Origin of the sequence: Streptomyces sp. NPDC048297 (genome assembly GCF_043201585.1) — a bacterium.
In the GTDB taxonomy this organism is placed as follows: domain Bacteria; phylum Actinomycetota; class Actinomycetes; order Streptomycetales; family Streptomycetaceae; genus Streptomyces.
This window is the reverse complement of sequence record NZ_JBICZA010000025.1, coordinates 62772-77586: the sequence shown is the minus strand read 5'-3', so window position 1 is coordinate 77586 and position 14815 is coordinate 62772. Positions and strand designations below refer to the sequence as shown.

16 protein-coding genes are annotated in these 14815 nt (G+C 70.7%); 9 read left to right on the top strand and 7 right to left on the bottom strand.

Going from position 1 to position 14815, the window contains the following annotated elements:
- Positions 1-570: 570 nt before the first annotated feature.
- The gene (locus tag ACGFYV_RS25500; RefSeq protein ID WP_393880768.1) at positions 571-1296 is read right to left on the bottom strand and encodes a helix-turn-helix domain-containing protein; all 726 of its coding nucleotides are present in this window, start codon (positions 1294-1296) and stop codon (positions 571-573) included.
- A gap of 583 nt (positions 1297-1879) precedes the next feature.
- Here ACGFYV_RS25500 and ACGFYV_RS25495 point away from each other — a divergent pair.
- Both ACGFYV_RS25495 and ACGFYV_RS25490 read left to right on the top strand, forming a co-directional pair.
- A complete protein-coding gene (locus tag ACGFYV_RS25495) occupies positions 1880-2293 on the top strand; it encodes a hypothetical protein (RefSeq protein ID WP_393880767.1) in 414 nt (137 codons plus the stop codon).
- Between the two features lie 104 nt (positions 2294-2397).
- A complete protein-coding gene (locus ACGFYV_RS25490; RefSeq protein ID WP_393880766.1) occupies positions 2398-3054 on the top strand; it encodes a DNA-binding response regulator in 657 nt (218 codons plus the stop codon).
- Positions 3055-3300: 246 nt separating this feature from the next.
- Here the strand turns inward: ACGFYV_RS25490 and ACGFYV_RS25485 are convergent, their stop codons facing one another.
- Both ACGFYV_RS25485 and ACGFYV_RS25480 read right to left on the bottom strand, forming a co-directional pair.
- Positions 3301-4185, bottom strand: a complete 885-nt coding sequence (locus ACGFYV_RS25485; RefSeq protein ID WP_393880765.1) for a tetratricopeptide repeat protein — start codon at positions 4183-4185, stop codon at positions 3301-3303.
- A gap of 8 nt (positions 4186-4193) precedes the next feature.
- Positions 4194-5219 (bottom strand): GNAT family N-acetyltransferase, encoded by a 1026-nt coding sequence (locus tag ACGFYV_RS25480; RefSeq protein WP_393880764.1) that lies wholly within the window; start codon positions 5217-5219, stop codon positions 4194-4196.
- A 140-nt stretch (positions 5220-5359) separates the two neighbouring features.
- Here ACGFYV_RS25480 and fdxA point away from each other — a divergent pair, with 140 nt between their 5' ends.
- Both fdxA and ACGFYV_RS25470 read left to right on the top strand, forming a co-directional pair.
- Complete coding sequence (gene fdxA, locus ACGFYV_RS25475; RefSeq protein WP_018561461.1) at positions 5360-5680, top strand: ferredoxin; 321 nt, start codon at positions 5360-5362, stop codon at positions 5678-5680.
- 132 nt (positions 5681-5812) lie between these two features.
- Entirely contained in the window at positions 5813-6910 is a 1098-nt protein-coding gene (locus ACGFYV_RS25470) for a bifunctional succinyldiaminopimelate transaminase/glutamate-prephenate aminotransferase (protein WP_393880763.1), read from the top strand.
- 76 nt (positions 6911-6986) lie between these two features.
- On the opposite strand, the gene ACGFYV_RS25465 is transcribed toward ACGFYV_RS25470, so the two are convergent.
- Together ACGFYV_RS25465 and ACGFYV_RS25460 are read right to left on the bottom strand one after the other, a co-directional pair.
- Positions 6987-7427 carry an ATP-binding protein gene (locus tag ACGFYV_RS25465; protein WP_393880762.1) on the bottom strand — a complete coding sequence of 147 codons (441 nt, stop codon included), beginning with the start codon at positions 7425-7427 and terminating at the stop codon, positions 6987-6989.
- A gap of 345 nt (positions 7428-7772) precedes the next feature.
- Positions 7773-8855, bottom strand: coding sequence for a heavy metal transporter (locus ACGFYV_RS25460; RefSeq protein WP_393880761.1), 1083 nt, complete (start codon positions 8853-8855; stop codon positions 7773-7775).
- 318 nt (positions 8856-9173) lie between these two features.
- Here ACGFYV_RS25460 and dapE point away from each other — a divergent pair, with 318 nt between their 5' ends.
- Both dapE and ACGFYV_RS25450 read left to right on the top strand, forming a co-directional pair.
- Positions 9174-10253 carry a succinyl-diaminopimelate desuccinylase gene (gene dapE / locus ACGFYV_RS25455; RefSeq protein WP_393880760.1) on the top strand — a complete coding sequence of 360 codons (1080 nt, stop codon included), beginning with the start codon at positions 9174-9176 and terminating at the stop codon, positions 10251-10253.
- Between the two features lie 194 nt (positions 10254-10447).
- A complete protein-coding gene (locus ACGFYV_RS25450; RefSeq protein WP_393880759.1) occupies positions 10448-11206 on the top strand; it encodes a TIGR00730 family Rossman fold protein in 759 nt (252 codons plus the stop codon).
- A gap of 69 nt (positions 11207-11275) precedes the next feature.
- Here the strand turns inward: ACGFYV_RS25450 and folP are convergent, their stop codons facing one another.
- Entirely contained in the window at positions 11276-12136 is an 861-nt protein-coding gene (gene folP / locus ACGFYV_RS25445; protein WP_393880758.1) for a dihydropteroate synthase, read from the bottom strand.
- Positions 12137-12275: 139 nt separating this feature from the next.
- On the opposite strand from folP, the gene ACGFYV_RS25440 reads away from it, so the two are divergent.
- Together ACGFYV_RS25440 and ACGFYV_RS25435 are read left to right on the top strand one after the other, a co-directional pair.
- Positions 12276-12629 (top strand): DivIVA domain-containing protein, encoded by a 354-nt coding sequence (locus tag ACGFYV_RS25440; RefSeq protein WP_393880757.1) that lies wholly within the window; start codon positions 12276-12278, stop codon positions 12627-12629.
- A complete protein-coding gene (locus tag ACGFYV_RS25435) occupies positions 12626-13213 on the top strand; it encodes a DNA-3-methyladenine glycosylase I (RefSeq protein WP_393880756.1) in 588 nt (195 codons plus the stop codon). The genes ACGFYV_RS25440 and ACGFYV_RS25435 overlap by 4 nt, the downstream gene beginning before the upstream one ends.
- A 101-nt stretch (positions 13214-13314) precedes the next feature.
- Here ACGFYV_RS25435 and ACGFYV_RS25430 read toward each other — a convergent pair whose 3' ends face one another.
- Positions 13315-14118, bottom strand: coding sequence for an enoyl-CoA hydratase/isomerase family protein (locus ACGFYV_RS25430; protein WP_393880755.1), 804 nt, complete (start codon positions 14116-14118; stop codon positions 13315-13317).
- Between the two features lie 384 nt (positions 14119-14502).
- Between ACGFYV_RS25430 and ACGFYV_RS25425 the strand changes: the two genes are divergently transcribed.
- Positions 14503-14670, top strand: coding sequence for a DUF3117 domain-containing protein (locus ACGFYV_RS25425; RefSeq protein WP_393880754.1), 168 nt, complete (start codon positions 14503-14505; stop codon positions 14668-14670).
- The last annotated feature ends 145 nt before the right edge of the window (positions 14671-14815 follow it).

Here is a 14815-nt window from a genome sequence, read left to right as displayed (position 1 = left end):
TGTCTGCACCATCTGCGGCAAGAGCGAGCCGAACGCAGACGTACCGGCCCTGTTGGCTTTCGGTAAGAACATTCCTAGGTGATAGCCCTGTGCGCTGCTTCCCGTTAGCCGGCGTGCGGGAATTTCAACATTTTAAAACTATCCCTATTGCTCAATAGCCTTCAGGTTCTGGTAAGCCTCTCGCAAGTCTGCACTCTCCGGCAATTGTCGAGCTTCTATAGCCTTGACGATCTCCAGGGCTCGCCAATGATTGGACGGAACCACTCGGCCGGACAGGATCGCCTTCTGCGCGGAGTCGCACGCTTCATCAAGTCGATTCTGCTTGAGAAGCACCAAGGCTAGATCAATGTTGGCGGAAGCCGCCCGCCGTGGCCAACGCGAGGGGTCGTCACTCGCACCGAGTCGCTTGATTACTTCCCTTGCGTACGGCTCTGCTTCTGTATCCCCGAGCCAAGCAAGGGTTGTGGCCGTATAGGACAATGACTTGGCGGGGTCATATCGGTAGTGGTGCTCTGGGGTGTCGGGGGTGCCGATAGCCGCAGACAAGTTCTGTACTCGCTCAATAGCCGATTAGGTCTCTGTGCTGTTACCCAGTCGTGCATTTGCTCTGCCCTCTTGGGCCGTCGCCTGGATCATGGCGGATGTACCAGCCGGAGCGATTTCCTGAGCCGCGCGAGAGAGGTCGACGGCCTGGACGTAGTCCCCATCAGTGAGCACTCGCCAAGCCTCGGTTTCGTAGCACCAGGCTTCAATCTCAGGGTGTCTGGCTTCCCTTGCGAGAGTTGCGGCTGTCCCCAGTCGCGCGGTAGCTGCGTAGTCCTGCATCAAGTCGATATGAACCGTAGCCCCGAGCAGGGACAGCCAACCGCCGAGAACCAACAAGCGTCGGTGCTCAGACAGGGTCTTCTTGCCATCCAGGAGTTTGACCACATAGCCGGCGTGCTTACGGACTTGACGCAACAGGTCTTCAGGCTTTGCTTTGGGGTAAGCCATGGCCAGCCGGTCAAAGGTCAACTCAAGCCGTTCAAGGGTGGTGTTGCCTACGTCAGTCGCCTGTACGCGCCGAGCAAGCTCCCATGCGTCCATCTCGTCATCGTGAGAGCCGCTGTCTTCTACGGTCAGAGATAGGTCGAGATATTCGTTAAGCTCCTGGAGCAACTCGGTTGAGGGAGCCTGTTTTTCATTGATTACTCGGCTCAGATAGGCAACGTCGTAATGCAACTCCTTGGCTGCGCCTCTGAGGCTCTTCCCCTGTGCCTTGAGTGCCGTGCGTACCTCGGACCCGAAGTCGATCACGGTGAGCGCTCCCGTTGACTGTTGACTCTCAGGGTAGTCAACGCTGGTCAACTGCCCTACAGGTACGCGGAACCGGTTGAGTCGGCAGGCACAACAGAAGGTTCCGGGACCACAAGCAGGGTGATCCGGGAGCCTGGCCACCAACCGGTAGGAGGTTGACGACAGTGCCCGAAGCTACAACCAGACTTCGCGAAAGTCGCCGGCGGGCAGGGGCCGACACCGACGCACGACAGGGCGAGTACACGACTTACGCGCCCCAAGGGGAGACGTGCCCCGGGTGCAAGCAGGGGATCAAGCCCCTTGAGCCGTGCCGCGGATCGGGCAGGACCGAACGTCGTCGGGTTCGCCCGTGCGTCACCGGCACGTGGAGTGTCCCGAGTGACGGTCCCCGCAAAGCGCCTGAGCGCCCGTGAGAACGCCTTACGCGCATGACTGCCTTCACTACGGATCGCGTCGGCGGTACGTGGAAGTGGCAGGCGTGCCCGTCCGCACGCAGTACGGAATCAACTACCGCCGTACAAGCGGACAGTCCTACTCGGCTGCCGACTAGCGCGGAAGTCGGCATACACGGAACCTTGGAATCGTGATGGAAGGCGCGTGCGACAAGGAAGCGCGCGCCATCACCCGGCAGACCACAGAACGCTTCGGCGTGACGGAGCCCTCAGACGTTCTCGGTTCGCTGGCGTACCGGGACGTGACGGGAACGCTGACAGAAACAGACTCAGGGCGCGCGGCTGATGTGGTGGGGAGCGAAGAGCAGACGCGATACGCAGCGGCCCTCAACGGCTACGAGAATGGCGTCAATCGCCGATATGCGCACTTCCTTGGGGAGTTTGCCCCTGGGGAAGAGAGCGAGTGCCACACCCTACTTCTCGGAGCCATCGTCAGCGGTGACGTAACGGCGCTGGGGGTGTGGCTGGACGACCGGCACGGCCCCGGAACCTTCACGGGCCTGTTCCGCACACCGGGGTACTTCGAACCCGGCTTGACCGCCTGAGCGGTCACCCGGCGGTCCCGTCCGTGTGCCTCCCCCGTGGCGCATGGGCGGGGCCTTCGTACCGGTCAGACGCTTGCCCTGATACGGCGGCCTACCCTTGTCCCGTGAGCGATCAGCCTGAGCCAGGTGTCACGCCGACCGGCGAGTCAGTAAGGTGTATAAGAGTCCTCCTCGCCGAGGACCAGTCGATGGTCCGCGAGGCCCTCGCCGCCCTGCTCGGCCTTGAGGACGACATCGAGGTCGTCGCCCAGGTCGCCCGCGGAGACCAGGTGCTGGCGGCCGTCGGCGAGCACGGCGTGGACGTGGCGCTGCTCGACATCGAGATGCCCGGCTGCACCGGCATCGAGGCGGCCGCCCAGGTGCACCGGGCGTACCCCGCCGTGAAGCTCGTCGTCCTCACCACCTTCGGCCGCCCCGGCTATCTGCGCAGCGCGATGGAAGCGGGCGCCGACGCCTTCCTCGTCAAGGACGCCCCGGCCGCCCAACTCGCCGCCGCGGTACGCAAGGTGCTGGCCGGCGAACGCGTCATCGACCCCACCCTGGCCGCCGCCGCGCTGGCCGAGGGCGCCAACCCGCTCACCGACCGCGAACGCGAGGTGCTCCGCGCTGCCGCCGACGGCTCCACCAACGCCGAACTGGCCAAGGCCCTCCACCTCTCCCAGGGCACGGTCCGCAACTACCTCTCCACGGCCATCCAGAAGCTGGCGGTCCGCAACCGCGCGGAGGCGGTGCGGATCGCGCGGGAGAAGGGGTGGCTGTGAGGGGGCTCCGGCGGCTGTGAGGGGCTGCACCGACCGTTAGGGGTTCCGGTGGCCATTAGGGGTTGAGGCGGCCGTAAGGGTTCCGCCGACCATTAGGGGCACCGGTGACCGTGAGGGTTCCGGTGGCCGTGATGGGTTGCCGCGGCTGTGAGCGGTTCCGGTGGCTGTGACGGGTTCCGGCGACCGTGAGGGTCCTGGCGGCCGTGAGGAGGGCGCGCGGCTCCGCCGGGCGCGCCAGGCGCGCCGTCAGTTCAGCAGTGCCCGTGCCTCCCGTGCCTGAGCCCGTGCACGCTCCTCCGTGTGCGGATCGACCACGCTCACGAGATCGGCGTAGGCCTCCAGTTCCGTCGCCCCCTCGGCGAACTCCCCCCTCTGCACCAGGACTTGTGCCCGCTCGTACCGCAGCCGGGCCGGGTGCGACGGCAGCAGCAGGGACAGTTCCACGGCCCACAGCGCCACGTCCGAGCGCTCGGGCCGCGCCGAGGCCCACGCCCGCACGTTGTTCAGGATCCGCTGGACCACCTGCAAAGGTGCCGCCGGCACCAGCATCGAGGACTCCAGCGGCGCCCCCGTCGCCCCCACCACCAGCAGCTCGGCGTCCGTGCCGCTGAGCACCCGGCCGCCGTCGAAGGGATCCACCAGGACCCGTTCCTCTGCCGCCCCGAACCCGACCACGAAGTGCCCCGGCAGCGCCACGCCGTACACCGGGGCCCCGGCCCGCCGGGCGACCTCCATCCACACCACCGACAGCAGGATCGGCAGCCCGCGCCGCCTGCGCAGCACCTCGTGCAGCAGCGAGGACTCCAGCTTCTCGTAGTCACCGGCCGACCCCGCGAACCCGTGCCGCCCGCCCAGCACCCGCCGCAGCGCCTCCGCCCAGGCGAGCGGACCGCCCGGCCGGAACGGCAGCTGCCCGGTCAGCCGGTCCAGCTCCAGCTGGGCCGCGTCGATCCCGTCCTCGTCCAGCGAGCCGTCCGCCTCCGCGCCGATCAGCAGACACAGCGCCGACAGATCCGGCCGCTCCGAGCGCGCCTCCTCGGCGAACCGCCGCCGCACCTCGGCGGACCGCTCGGGCGGGGGTGGATAGGGGGGCGGCAGATACGGGCGCCTCGCGGGCTCGTGCGCGTCCACGGCGGTGCCTACACCCGCTCCGAGGACTGCCCGGAGTGCTCCTCGGGCGCCCGGTAGTGCTGGTACGCGTGGTGGCGGGCGAAACCGAGCCCCGTGTACAGCGCGCGGGCACCCTCGTTGTCGTCCTCCACCTGGAGCCACGCCGCCGAGGCACCCTCCCGCAGGGCGCGGCCGGCCAGCGCGGCCATCACCTCGGTCGCCAGCCCCTCGCGGCGCCGGCCGGGATCGACCTCGACGGCGGCGAAACCGGCCCACCGCCCGTCCACGACACACCGGCCTATCGCCACCGGCGGCTCGCCGGGCGCGCCGGGCACCGCGGCGAACCACACCGACGGCCCCGCGTGCAGCACCTTCAGGGCCACGTCGCTCACCCCCTTCCGGTGATACCGCGCGAGCCACGACGGGTCCGCCTCCCGGGTGACCACCACACCGGCGCCCTCCGAACGGTCCGCCACCGGGGCGAGGGCCCCGATCCACACCTCGGCCGTCGCCTCCCGGGTCCAGCCGCGCCGCTCCAGCTCGGCCGCCAGCAGCTCCTGCGTGCCCTCGGCGCCGGTGGCGGTCTGCACGTGGGCGGGCAGGCCGCGCTCGCCGTACCAGCGTCGTACGGCGGCCAGGGCCGCGTCGAGCGGAAGGCCCGGATCGCCGAGCGGCAGCACGCTGTTGGCGCGCCGGGTGAACCCCGAGGCCGCCCGCAGCTCCCACTCCCCGAGCCACTCGCTCTCCACCGGCCGCCACGCGCGCGAGGTGACGTGCGCGAGCTCCTCGTAGGTCGCCGCGGGACCCCTCCGGCGGGCCGGCGCGGCCGGGACGACCTTCCCCGCGACCAGCGCGGATTGCGCGATTCGGACCCGGCTGCCGTCCCGGCGTGTGATCATGAGCACGCCGTCGTCCCATGATGTGAGAACCCCGACCGTGTCGGTGAACTTCTCAACCCCAGTGCCCGCTTCGGCGAGCCGCCGTACGGAGACTCGTTTGCCCACGTCAGCAGGGGTGATACGGACCTCGAGTCGTCCTGTCGCCGAGATTTCCACTGGTCAGTTCACCCCTCTTGTTCGGATCACGCCCCGGAACGGAGATACTAGGGGCGGGCATCGACGACGCCGCGCTCCCGCGCGCCAGGCGGCGGAGCCTACGGAGGCCCGCCAGCGCCCTATCGAGGAGGAACGACAGCGTGACCTACGTCATCGCGCAGCCTTGTGTCGACGTGAAGGACAAGGCGTGCATCGAGGAGTGCCCGGTCGACTGCATCTACGAGGGCCAGCGGTCCTTGTACATCCACCCGGACGAATGCGTCGACTGTGGTGCCTGTGAGCCGGTCTGCCCGGTCGAGGCGATCTTCTACGAGGACGACACTCCGGAAGAGTGGAAGGACTACTACAAGGCGAACGTCGAGTTCTTCGACGAGCTGGGCTCTCCCGGCGGCGCGAGCAAGCTGGGGCTGATCGAGCGCGACCACCCCTTCATCGCCGCGCTGCCGCCGCAGGGCGAGTAGCCGCGCGAGTAACCGTTTGAGCGGCCCCAGCGGCCCGCTGTAGCGCCGCCTCGGTCCCGTACGGCCGGATCGCCCCGATCACGCCGTACGGGACCGAGGCGTTTGCCGTACCGACGAAAGCGAGCAAGTCCCGTGTCCGCAGTCTCCGACCGGCTTCCGGCCTTTCCCTGGGACAAGCTGGAGCCGTACAAGAAGACGGCCGCCGCGCACCCCGACGGCATCGTCGACCTCTCCGTCGGCACCCCGGTCGACCCGGTCCCCGAGCTGATCCAGAAGGCCCTGACCGACGCGGCCGACTCGCCGGGCTACCCGACGGTCTGGGGCACCCCCGCGCTGCGCGACGCGATCACCGGCTGGCTGGAGCGCCGCCTCGGCGCCCGCGGCGTCACCCACCGCCACGTCCTGCCGGTCGTCGGCTCCAAGGAACTGGTCGCCTGGCTGCCGACCCAGCTGGGCCTCGGCCCCGGCGACAGGGTGGCCTACCCGCGCCTGGCCTACCCGACCTACGAGGTCGGCGCCCGCCTCGCGCGCGCCGACTACGAGTCGTACGACGACCCGCGCGACCTGGACCCGTCCGGGCTGAAGCTCCTGTGGCTCAACTCGCCCTCCAACCCCACCGGCAAGGTCCTGTCCCAGCAGGAACTGACGGAGATCGTCACCTGGGCCCGCGAGCACGGCGTCCTCCTCGTCTCCGACGAGTGCTACCTCGAACTGGGCTGGGAGGCCGACCCCGTCTCGGTCCTGCACCCCGACGTCAACGGCGGCTCCTACGACGGCATCGTGGCCGTCCACTCCCTGTCCAAGCGGTCCAACCTGGCCGGCTACCGCGCCGCCTTCATCGCCGGCGACCCGGCCGTCCTCGGACCGCTCCTGGAGATCCGCAAGCACGGCGGCATGATGACGTCCGCCCCGACCCAGGCCGCCGTCGTGGCCGCCCTCGGCGACGACATCCACGTCCACGAGCAGCGCGCCCGCTACGCCGCCCGCCGCGACGCCCTGCGGGCCGCTCTGGAGAGCCACGGCTTCCGCATCGAGCACAGCGAGGCCAGCCTCTACCTCTGGGCCACCCGCGACGAACCCTGCTGGGACACCGTCGCCCACCTCGCCACCCTCGGCATCCTCGTCGCCCCCGGCGACTTCTACGGCGAAGCGGGCGCCCACTTCGTCCGCGTGGCCTTCACCGCCACGGACGACCGCGTCCAAGCAGCAGTAGCCCGCCTGCGGCCCTGATCCCCTGCCGCGACAGCGAACGGGGCCCAGGGAACTCCCTGGACCCCGTCGTGGTCAGGCCGGCGGCAGCCGGATCTCAGCCGCCCAGCGGAAGCCCCTGCAGGGGCAGGCCACCCTGGGGCAGGCCGCTCGTCGGCAGGGCGCCACCCGCCGCCGCGCCGGAGGCGACACCGCCGAGCGCCCCCGCCGCGGTCCCGACGGAGTCACCCGCGGCCTTCTGCGCCACCGGCGCCGTCTTCTTCACGGCGCCGCCGGCCGTCGTACCCGCGGCCGGCACCGCCGTCTCGACCGCCTTGCCGCCCGCCTGCCCGGCGAGCCCGGTGACGTTCCGCGCCGCGCTGTCGACGGTGGCGCCGGTGTGCGCCCCGTCCACGGCGGTCAGACCGCCCAGGTTCGGGACGGCGGCAGGCAGGTTCGTGGCAGCGCCGGCAGAGCCGGCCGCACCGACCCCCGCAGCCGCTCCCGCTGCGACGAGCAGCGCGGCACGGGCGATCCGGCGGGTCAGGGGGAGGGACATGATGCTCCATTCGACGGAAGAACGGTGATGGTGTCCGGGGTCGGACGCCGTGACTACCGCTCGAAGCCGACGAAGGTTGCGGACGCCAAAGGTAAAGAATGGATAACGCATCGCATTATCAGGTGTGGATAAAAACGGGCAAACAGCGTCCGCCCGAAAGTCCGAAGAATCCTTACGTCCCTGGAATCCCAAGGGCTGCCGACAAAGAGCCGGAAAATACCGGCGGAGCCGGGGCACCGGTACCCGCACAACCCGCCGGAGTGAAACCTCGTACTACCGTCCGGTCACCATCTGCTGTCCGGTCACGTTCTACTGTCCGGTCGTGATCTGCTGTCCGGTCACGCTCTACTGCCCGGTCACGATCCGTACCGCGCCCACGGACCGCTCCGCCCCCGCGGCCCCCGCGGAACCGGCACTGTGCCAGCTGCCCCCGCCGTTCGACGCCGTCCACTCCCGGCCCGCGTACACCACGCGCTGGATGTGGAGCGCCGAGGAGTTGGCCACCGCCCAGTGCGCCAGCTGCCAGCCCCGCTCCTGCTCGGTCCGCCCGCTCGCGTCCTTGCGCGCCCCCTGCGGCACCGGAACGGTCACCGTCCGCCCGTGCGCCGTCGCCGTCACGCTCGGGGACGGAGACGGCGAGGGAACGGCCGTACCGCCCACCTCCGCGCCCGTCTCCTGCAGCGCGTCCCGCCCGAAGTCCCGTACCAGCGCGGCCCGTACGGCGTCCGGACCCGTCTGCGCCGCCGCGTCCGCCTGCGTACCCGCCGCCGCGTCCGCCTGCGTACCCGCCGCCGTGCCCGCCGTCGTACCTGCCGCCGTGCCCGCCGTCGCGGCTGTGCTCTGCGGGCGCCCGTCGCAGCTCAGCGACGCCGGCGCGTACCCGGTGAGCGCCGCCGCCAGCAGCGTGGCGTCCGGCTCGTGCTTGGCGTACGCCTCCGGGTAGCCGCTGCGCTGCACCCGCTGGGCCGCCACCGTCAGCGGCAGGTCGGTGTAGCCGGGCACCCGCGCCAGGTGCGCGTAGAAGATGCCCGCCGCGTACGCCGGGTCCATGATCTGCCGCTCGGTGCCCCAGCCCTGCGAGGGCCGCTGCTGGAACAGGCCCAGCGAATCCCGGTCGCCGTGCTCGATGTTGCGCAGCCCCGACTCCTGCAGCGCGGTGGCGATCGCGATGGTCACCGCCCGCTCCGGCATGCCCCGGCCGGTGCCGACCGCGGCGATCGTCGCCGCGTTCGCCGCCTGCTCGGGCGTGAACTCGTACGACGTCCCCTTCTGCGTGCCGGAGACCACCTTGCAGCCCCGCGAGGCCCCGCCTCCGGTGACGTACTGCACCACGAGGTAGGCGGCGACGGCGGACAGGACCAACAGCGCGGCACCGAAACGGAAGATGCGGCCGCGGCGCTTGCGACGCGTGGGAGACGGCTCTGACACGCGTACAAGGTACTGGAGTCCGAAACGGCCCTGGCGCCGGGTCCACGGCCCGCCGGGAACCGGCCCGCCGCGAGCGGCGCGCTAGGGCCTGTCCGGCGGATCAGGTCGCAGGAGAACTACGGTGCCTGGTCAGCCGACCCGAGCGGGGTCTGGTGCGTGCGGATGCAAGGCGGAGGAGTGAGTCGACGCGATGGGGGTCCCCCCGCGCGAGCGAAGCCGAGCGTGGGGGAGTCGGTGAGTGACGACAACGCCGCAGATGTGCGTGCCAGACTCCGCGTCTGTGACAGGATCCGCCGGACAGGCCATAGGGTCGCAACCATGCCCGAGACCTCACTGGACCTCACGCTGGACGCCGCCGCCCTCACCGCGCAGCTCGTGGACTTCCCTTCCGAGAGCGGCACCGAGAAGCCCCTCGCGGACGCCGTCGAGACCGCCCTGCGCGCCTTGCCGCACCTCACCGTGGAGCGGTACGGCAACAACGTGATCGCCCGGACGGACCTGGGCCGCGCGGAGCGGGTCATCCTGGCCGGCCACATCGACACCGTGCCCATCGCCGGCAACGTGCCCTCCCGGCTGGACGAGGACGGCGTGCTGTGGGGCTGCGGTGCCTGCGACATGAAGTCCGGCGTCGCGGTCCAGCTGCGCATCGCGGCCACCGTCCCCGCCCCGAACCGCGACCTGACCTTCGTCTTCTACGACAACGAAGAGGTCGCCGCCGACCTCAACGGCCTCAAGCACGTCGCCGAGGCCCACCCGGATTGGCTGGAGGGCGACTTCGCCGTCCTGCTGGAGCCCTCCGACGGCCAGGTCGAGGGCGGCTGCCAGGGCACGCTGCGGGTGCTGCTGAAGACCAGCGGCGAGCGGGCCCACTCGGCGCGCGGCTGGATGGGCTCCAACGCGATCCACGCCGCCGCCCCGATCCTCGCCCGCCTGGCCTCCTACGAGCCCCGCTGGCCGGTCATCGACGGCCTGGAGTACCGCGAGGGCCTGAACGCGGTGGGCATCGGCGGGGGAGTGGCCGGCAACGTCATCCCCGACGAGTGCGTGGTCACGGTCAACTTCCGCTACGCCCCGGACCGCTCCGAGGAGGAGGCCATCGCGCACGTCCGCGAGGTCTTCGCCGACTGCGGGGTCACGGAGTTCGTGATCGACGACCACAGCGGCGGCGCGCTGCCCGGCCTGTCCCACCCGGCCGCCGCGGCCTTCATCGAGGCGGTGGGCGGCACCCCGCAGCCCAAGTACGGCTGGACCGACGTCTCCCGCTTCTCCGCCCTCGGCATCCCCGCGGTCAACTACGGCCCCGGCAACCCGCATCTGGCCCACAAGCGGGACGAGCGGGTCGAGGTGGCGAAGATCCTCGCGGGCGAGGAGCGGCTGCGCGACTGGCTCACCGCGTAGGCGTCCCGGCGCGGTGATCCGGCAGGGGTCCCGGCAGGCGTCCCGGCACCGGCAGGCGTCCCCGCACCGGCGGACGTCCGGCGCCGGCAGGTGTCCCGAACTGCGCATCCTCGTCCGACATGCGTATGTACCCCCTCCGTAACCTGCGGAGATCTACGCTGAGGTCGAACCACCCGCAAGCGGAGGGAGCGCACATGCCTACCGGCAACCCCGCAGGGAAGAAGCAGCCGCCGGACGAGCAGCGACTCGGACCGGTCCTGCGACGGCGCGGACAGGTCATGCCCAGCACGACCGACCAGCGGTTGCTGGACGAGCGAGCCCCCTCGGACTGGGTGCACACCGACCCCTGGCGCGTGCTGCGCATCCAGTCGGAGTTCATCGAGGGCTTCGGCACGCTCGCCGAACTCCCGCCCGCCATCAGCGTGTTCGGCTCGGCCCGCACAGCGCTGGGGTCGCCGGAGTACGACGCCGGGGTCAGGCTGGGCCAGGGCCTGGTCCGGGCCGGCTGGGCGGTGATCACCGGCGGCGGTCCCGGAGCGATGGAGGCGGCCAACAAGGGCGCCCTGGAGGCCGGCGGCGTCTCGGTCGGCCTCGGCATCGAGCTGCCCTTCGAGCAGGGCCTGAACCCCTACGTCGACATCGGCCTCAACTTCCGGTACTTCTTCGTCCGCAAGATGATGTTCGTCAAGTACGCGCAGGGGTTCGTCGTCCTGCCCGGCGGCCTCGGCACCCTCGACGAACTCTTCGAGGCCCTCACCCTCGTCCAGACCCAGAAGGTGACCCGCTTCCCGATCGTCCTGCTCGGCAGCGCGTACTGGGGCGGCCTGGTGACCTGGATCCAGGACACCCTGATCGCCCAGGGCAAGGCCTCGGAGAAGGACCTGCTCCTGTTCCACCTCACGGACGACGTGGACGAGGCGGTCGCCCTGGTCTCCAAGGAGACCGACCGCTGAGCCCCAGGTGGCCTGGCCGGCGCCCCACCGCCCCGGTCAGGCCAGGCCCCGGCGCGCCACGGGCCTTGGTCAGGCCAGGCCCCGGCGCGCCACCGCGGGGGGACGGTGCCCGGCGATGGACGCCACCATCTCCAGCACCTGCCGCGTCTCGGCGACCTCGTGGACCCGGTACACCTGAGCCCCGAGCCACGCGGACACCGCGGTCGTCGCCAGCGTGCCGATCAACCGCTCCTTCACCGGCCGGTCCAGCGTCTCGCCCACGAAGTCCTTGTTGGACAGCGACACCAGCACGGGCCACCCGGTGGCGACCATCTCGTCCAGCCGCCGCGTCGCCTCCAGACTGTGCCGCGTGTTCTTCCCGAAGTCGTGCCCGGGATCGATCAGCACCGACTCGCGCGGCACCCCGAGGGCGACCGCCCGCTCGGCCAGACCCACGGTCACGTCCAGGATGTCGGTCATGACGTCGTCGTACGTCACCCGGTGCGGACGCGTCCGCGGCTCGGCACCTCCCGCGTGCGTGCACACCAGCCCCGCCCCGTGGCGCGCCGCGACCTCCGCGAGCCCCGGGTCGACCCCGCCCCACGCGTCGTTCAGCAGGTCCGCCCCGGCCTCGCACACCGCCTCGCCGACCTCGGCCCGCCAGGTGTCCACACTGATGATCACGTCGGGGAACCGCCGCCGTACCTCCGCCACGAACCCGACGGTCCGCCGCGCCTCCTCCTCGGCCGTGACCTCCTCGCCCGGACCGGCCTTGACCCCGCCGATGTCGACGATCGCGGCACCCTCGGCCACCGCGCGCTCCACGCGCGCGAGGGCGGCTTCGTCCTGGAACGTGGCCCCCTGGTCGTAGAAGGAGTCCGGGGTCCGGTTCACGATCGCCATGATCACCGGCTCGTGCGGCCCGAATTCCCGTTCGCCCAGCCTGAGCATCCCCTGTGACCTCTCCTCGTACGTCCCGCTGCACGGCCGCCTGCGACCCTAACTGTCAGACTCGCATGGCACGATCGGACCCAGACACATCGGTCGTCCGACACAGCGGCCGGCACTTCGAACGTGGGGACCTCTAGCGATGGTGATGTTCTTGTTCCTGGTCGTCGCGCTGGCCGTCGTGGTCGCCGCGGTGACACTCGCCGTGGTGGGCGGCGGGGAGAGCGCCCCGCTCCCCGAGGCCGCGCCCGAGCGGCTCCAGGACCCGCTGCCCCCGGACCGCCCGCTGAACGGCGCCGACGTGCAGAGCCTGCGCTTCCCCGTCACCCCGCGCGGCTACCGCATGTCCGACGTCGACGACGCGCTCGGCCGCCTCGCCGCCGAACTGTCCGAGCGGGACGCCCGTATCGCCGATCTGGAGTCCGCGCTGGCCGGCGCGCGCGCCGCCGCCGCGCACGTCCACCTGGGCAAGCCCCAGCAGCAGGAAGGACGGTGACGGCGACCGTGACGGTGACCGGAACCGACGGTCTGCCGCGCTGCCCGTGGGCCCTGTCCACCGAGGACTACGTGGCGTACCACGACGAGGAGTGGGGCCGCCCCGTCCACGGCGACGACGCCCTCTTCGAGCGCCTGAGCCTGGAGGCCTTCCAGTCGGGCCTGTCCTGGATCACCATCCTGCGCCGCCGCCCGACCTTCCGCACCGCCTTCGCCGGCTTCCGGATCGAGAAGGTCGCCGCCTTCACCGATGAGGACCGCGACCGCCTCCTCGCCGACCCGGGCATCATCCGCAACCGCGCCAAGGTCGACGCCACCCTCGCCAACGCGCGCGTGCTCGCCGACTGGGCGCAGGGCGACCTGGACTCCCTGATCTGGTCCCACGCCCCGGACCCGGACGGCCGCCCCGCCCCGAAGGTCCTCGCCGACGTCCCCGCCGTCACCCCGGAGTCCACGGCCCTGTCCAAGGCCCTGAAGAAGCGCGGCCTCAGATTCGTCGGCCCGACCACGGCGTACGCCCTGATGCAGGCGTGCGGCCTGGTCAACGACCACCTGGAGACGTGCGTGGCCCGAAGCGCCCCCTGAGGGGGCGGGCGCGGGGACCGGCCACGGCAGCGACGGCTACGGCTGCTCAGTGGCCCCTCAGGGGCTTCTCAGCGGCTCCTCAACGGCCCCTCAGCGGCGCTTCAGCGGCCCAGGTACTTCGGCTTCTCCTTGTTCACGAACGCCTGCACCGCGATCGCGTGGTCCTCGGACTGCCCCGCGCGGGCCTGGAGTTCCTCCTCCTTGTCCAGGGTCTCGGAGAGCGTGTGCGTCAGCCCGAAGGCGATCGCCTCCTTGATCGCCGAGTACGCCACGGTCGGCCCCTCGGCCAGCTTCCGCGCCACCTTCTCGGCCTCGGCACGCAGCTCGTCCGCCGGTACCACCCGGTTGGCGATCCCGAGGTCCAGGGCGTCCTGGGCACTGATGGTGCGCGGGAAGAGCAGCAGGTCGGCGGCGCGGCTCGGCCCGATCACCCGGGGCAGCGTCCAGGACACGCCGGAATCGGCGGTCAGCGCGACCCCGGCGAAGGAGGTGTTGAAGGACGCCGTGTCGGCGACCACCCGGTAGTCCGCGGTGAGCGCGAAGCCGAAGCCCGCGCCGGCCGCGACGCCGTTCACCCCGGCGACCACCGGCTTCCGCGCCCCGGCCAGCGCCCGCACGATCGGGTTGTAGTGCTCCCTGACCGTGCTCATCGTCTGCCCGGACCCGGACTCCCGGTCGGCGGCGAGCAGCCCGATGTGCTCCTTGAGGTCCTGGCCCACGCAGAACGCCCGCTCGCCGGCGGCGGTCAGCAGGATCGCCCGTACGGCCGTGTCCCCGGCCGCGGCCTCGGCCGCTTCGCGGAGGGCGACCTTGGTCGCGATGTTCAGGGCGTTCATCGCCTCGGGGCGGTTCAGCGTGATCGTCGCGAGTCCGTCGCTCACCTCGTAGAGCACGGTGTCGGCCATGGAACATCCCTCCGGTGTCACGGCTGGTGACGTACCGATCGGTACGTCGTCGTCTGAAGGACAGCATGGCGGAGATCACCGGCCAAGGGCCGGACCGGACGTGTGACCTGCGTCAAAGAAAACCGGAGTGAAGCCGGTCGGTGGAAGCCGATGCATGCCGATGCGGCGGTGCAGTATCGCAGCCACATCCCCGAATTGAGTGGTTTTGCTCGCGCGCGTTGCCCAAGCGATGCCGACTGATGTTGGTCATCGGGTCCTGCGATGCGGGATAATGGCCGGGAAGCAATGTGTTCGATGCCGGTGTCGCGTGTCCGTTCCGGAATCGCGGCCGTCCTCACAGGGCTTCCGGCAGACGATGAGCTGGTTTCAGGAAGGGGAACGAGCATGGCGGCCATGAAGCCGCGGACGGGTGATGGCCCGCTCGAGGTGACCAAGGAGGGGCGGGGCATCGTCATGCGCGTTCCGCTCGAAGGCGGCGGTCGACTCGTCGTCGAGCTGACCCCTGACGAGGCCAAGGCGCTCGGTGAGGCCTTGGAGAGCGTCGTCGTCTGACGCGTCAGGCATTTCAGCCCTCACGGCTGCCCCGGCATCGTACGCGGTGCCGGGGCAGCCGTCGTTCGGGGACCCGGCAGCGGGCCTCGACCCGCACCGATGGCCCGCACCGGTCAGCGTTGACGGCTCGCACCGGTCAGCGTTG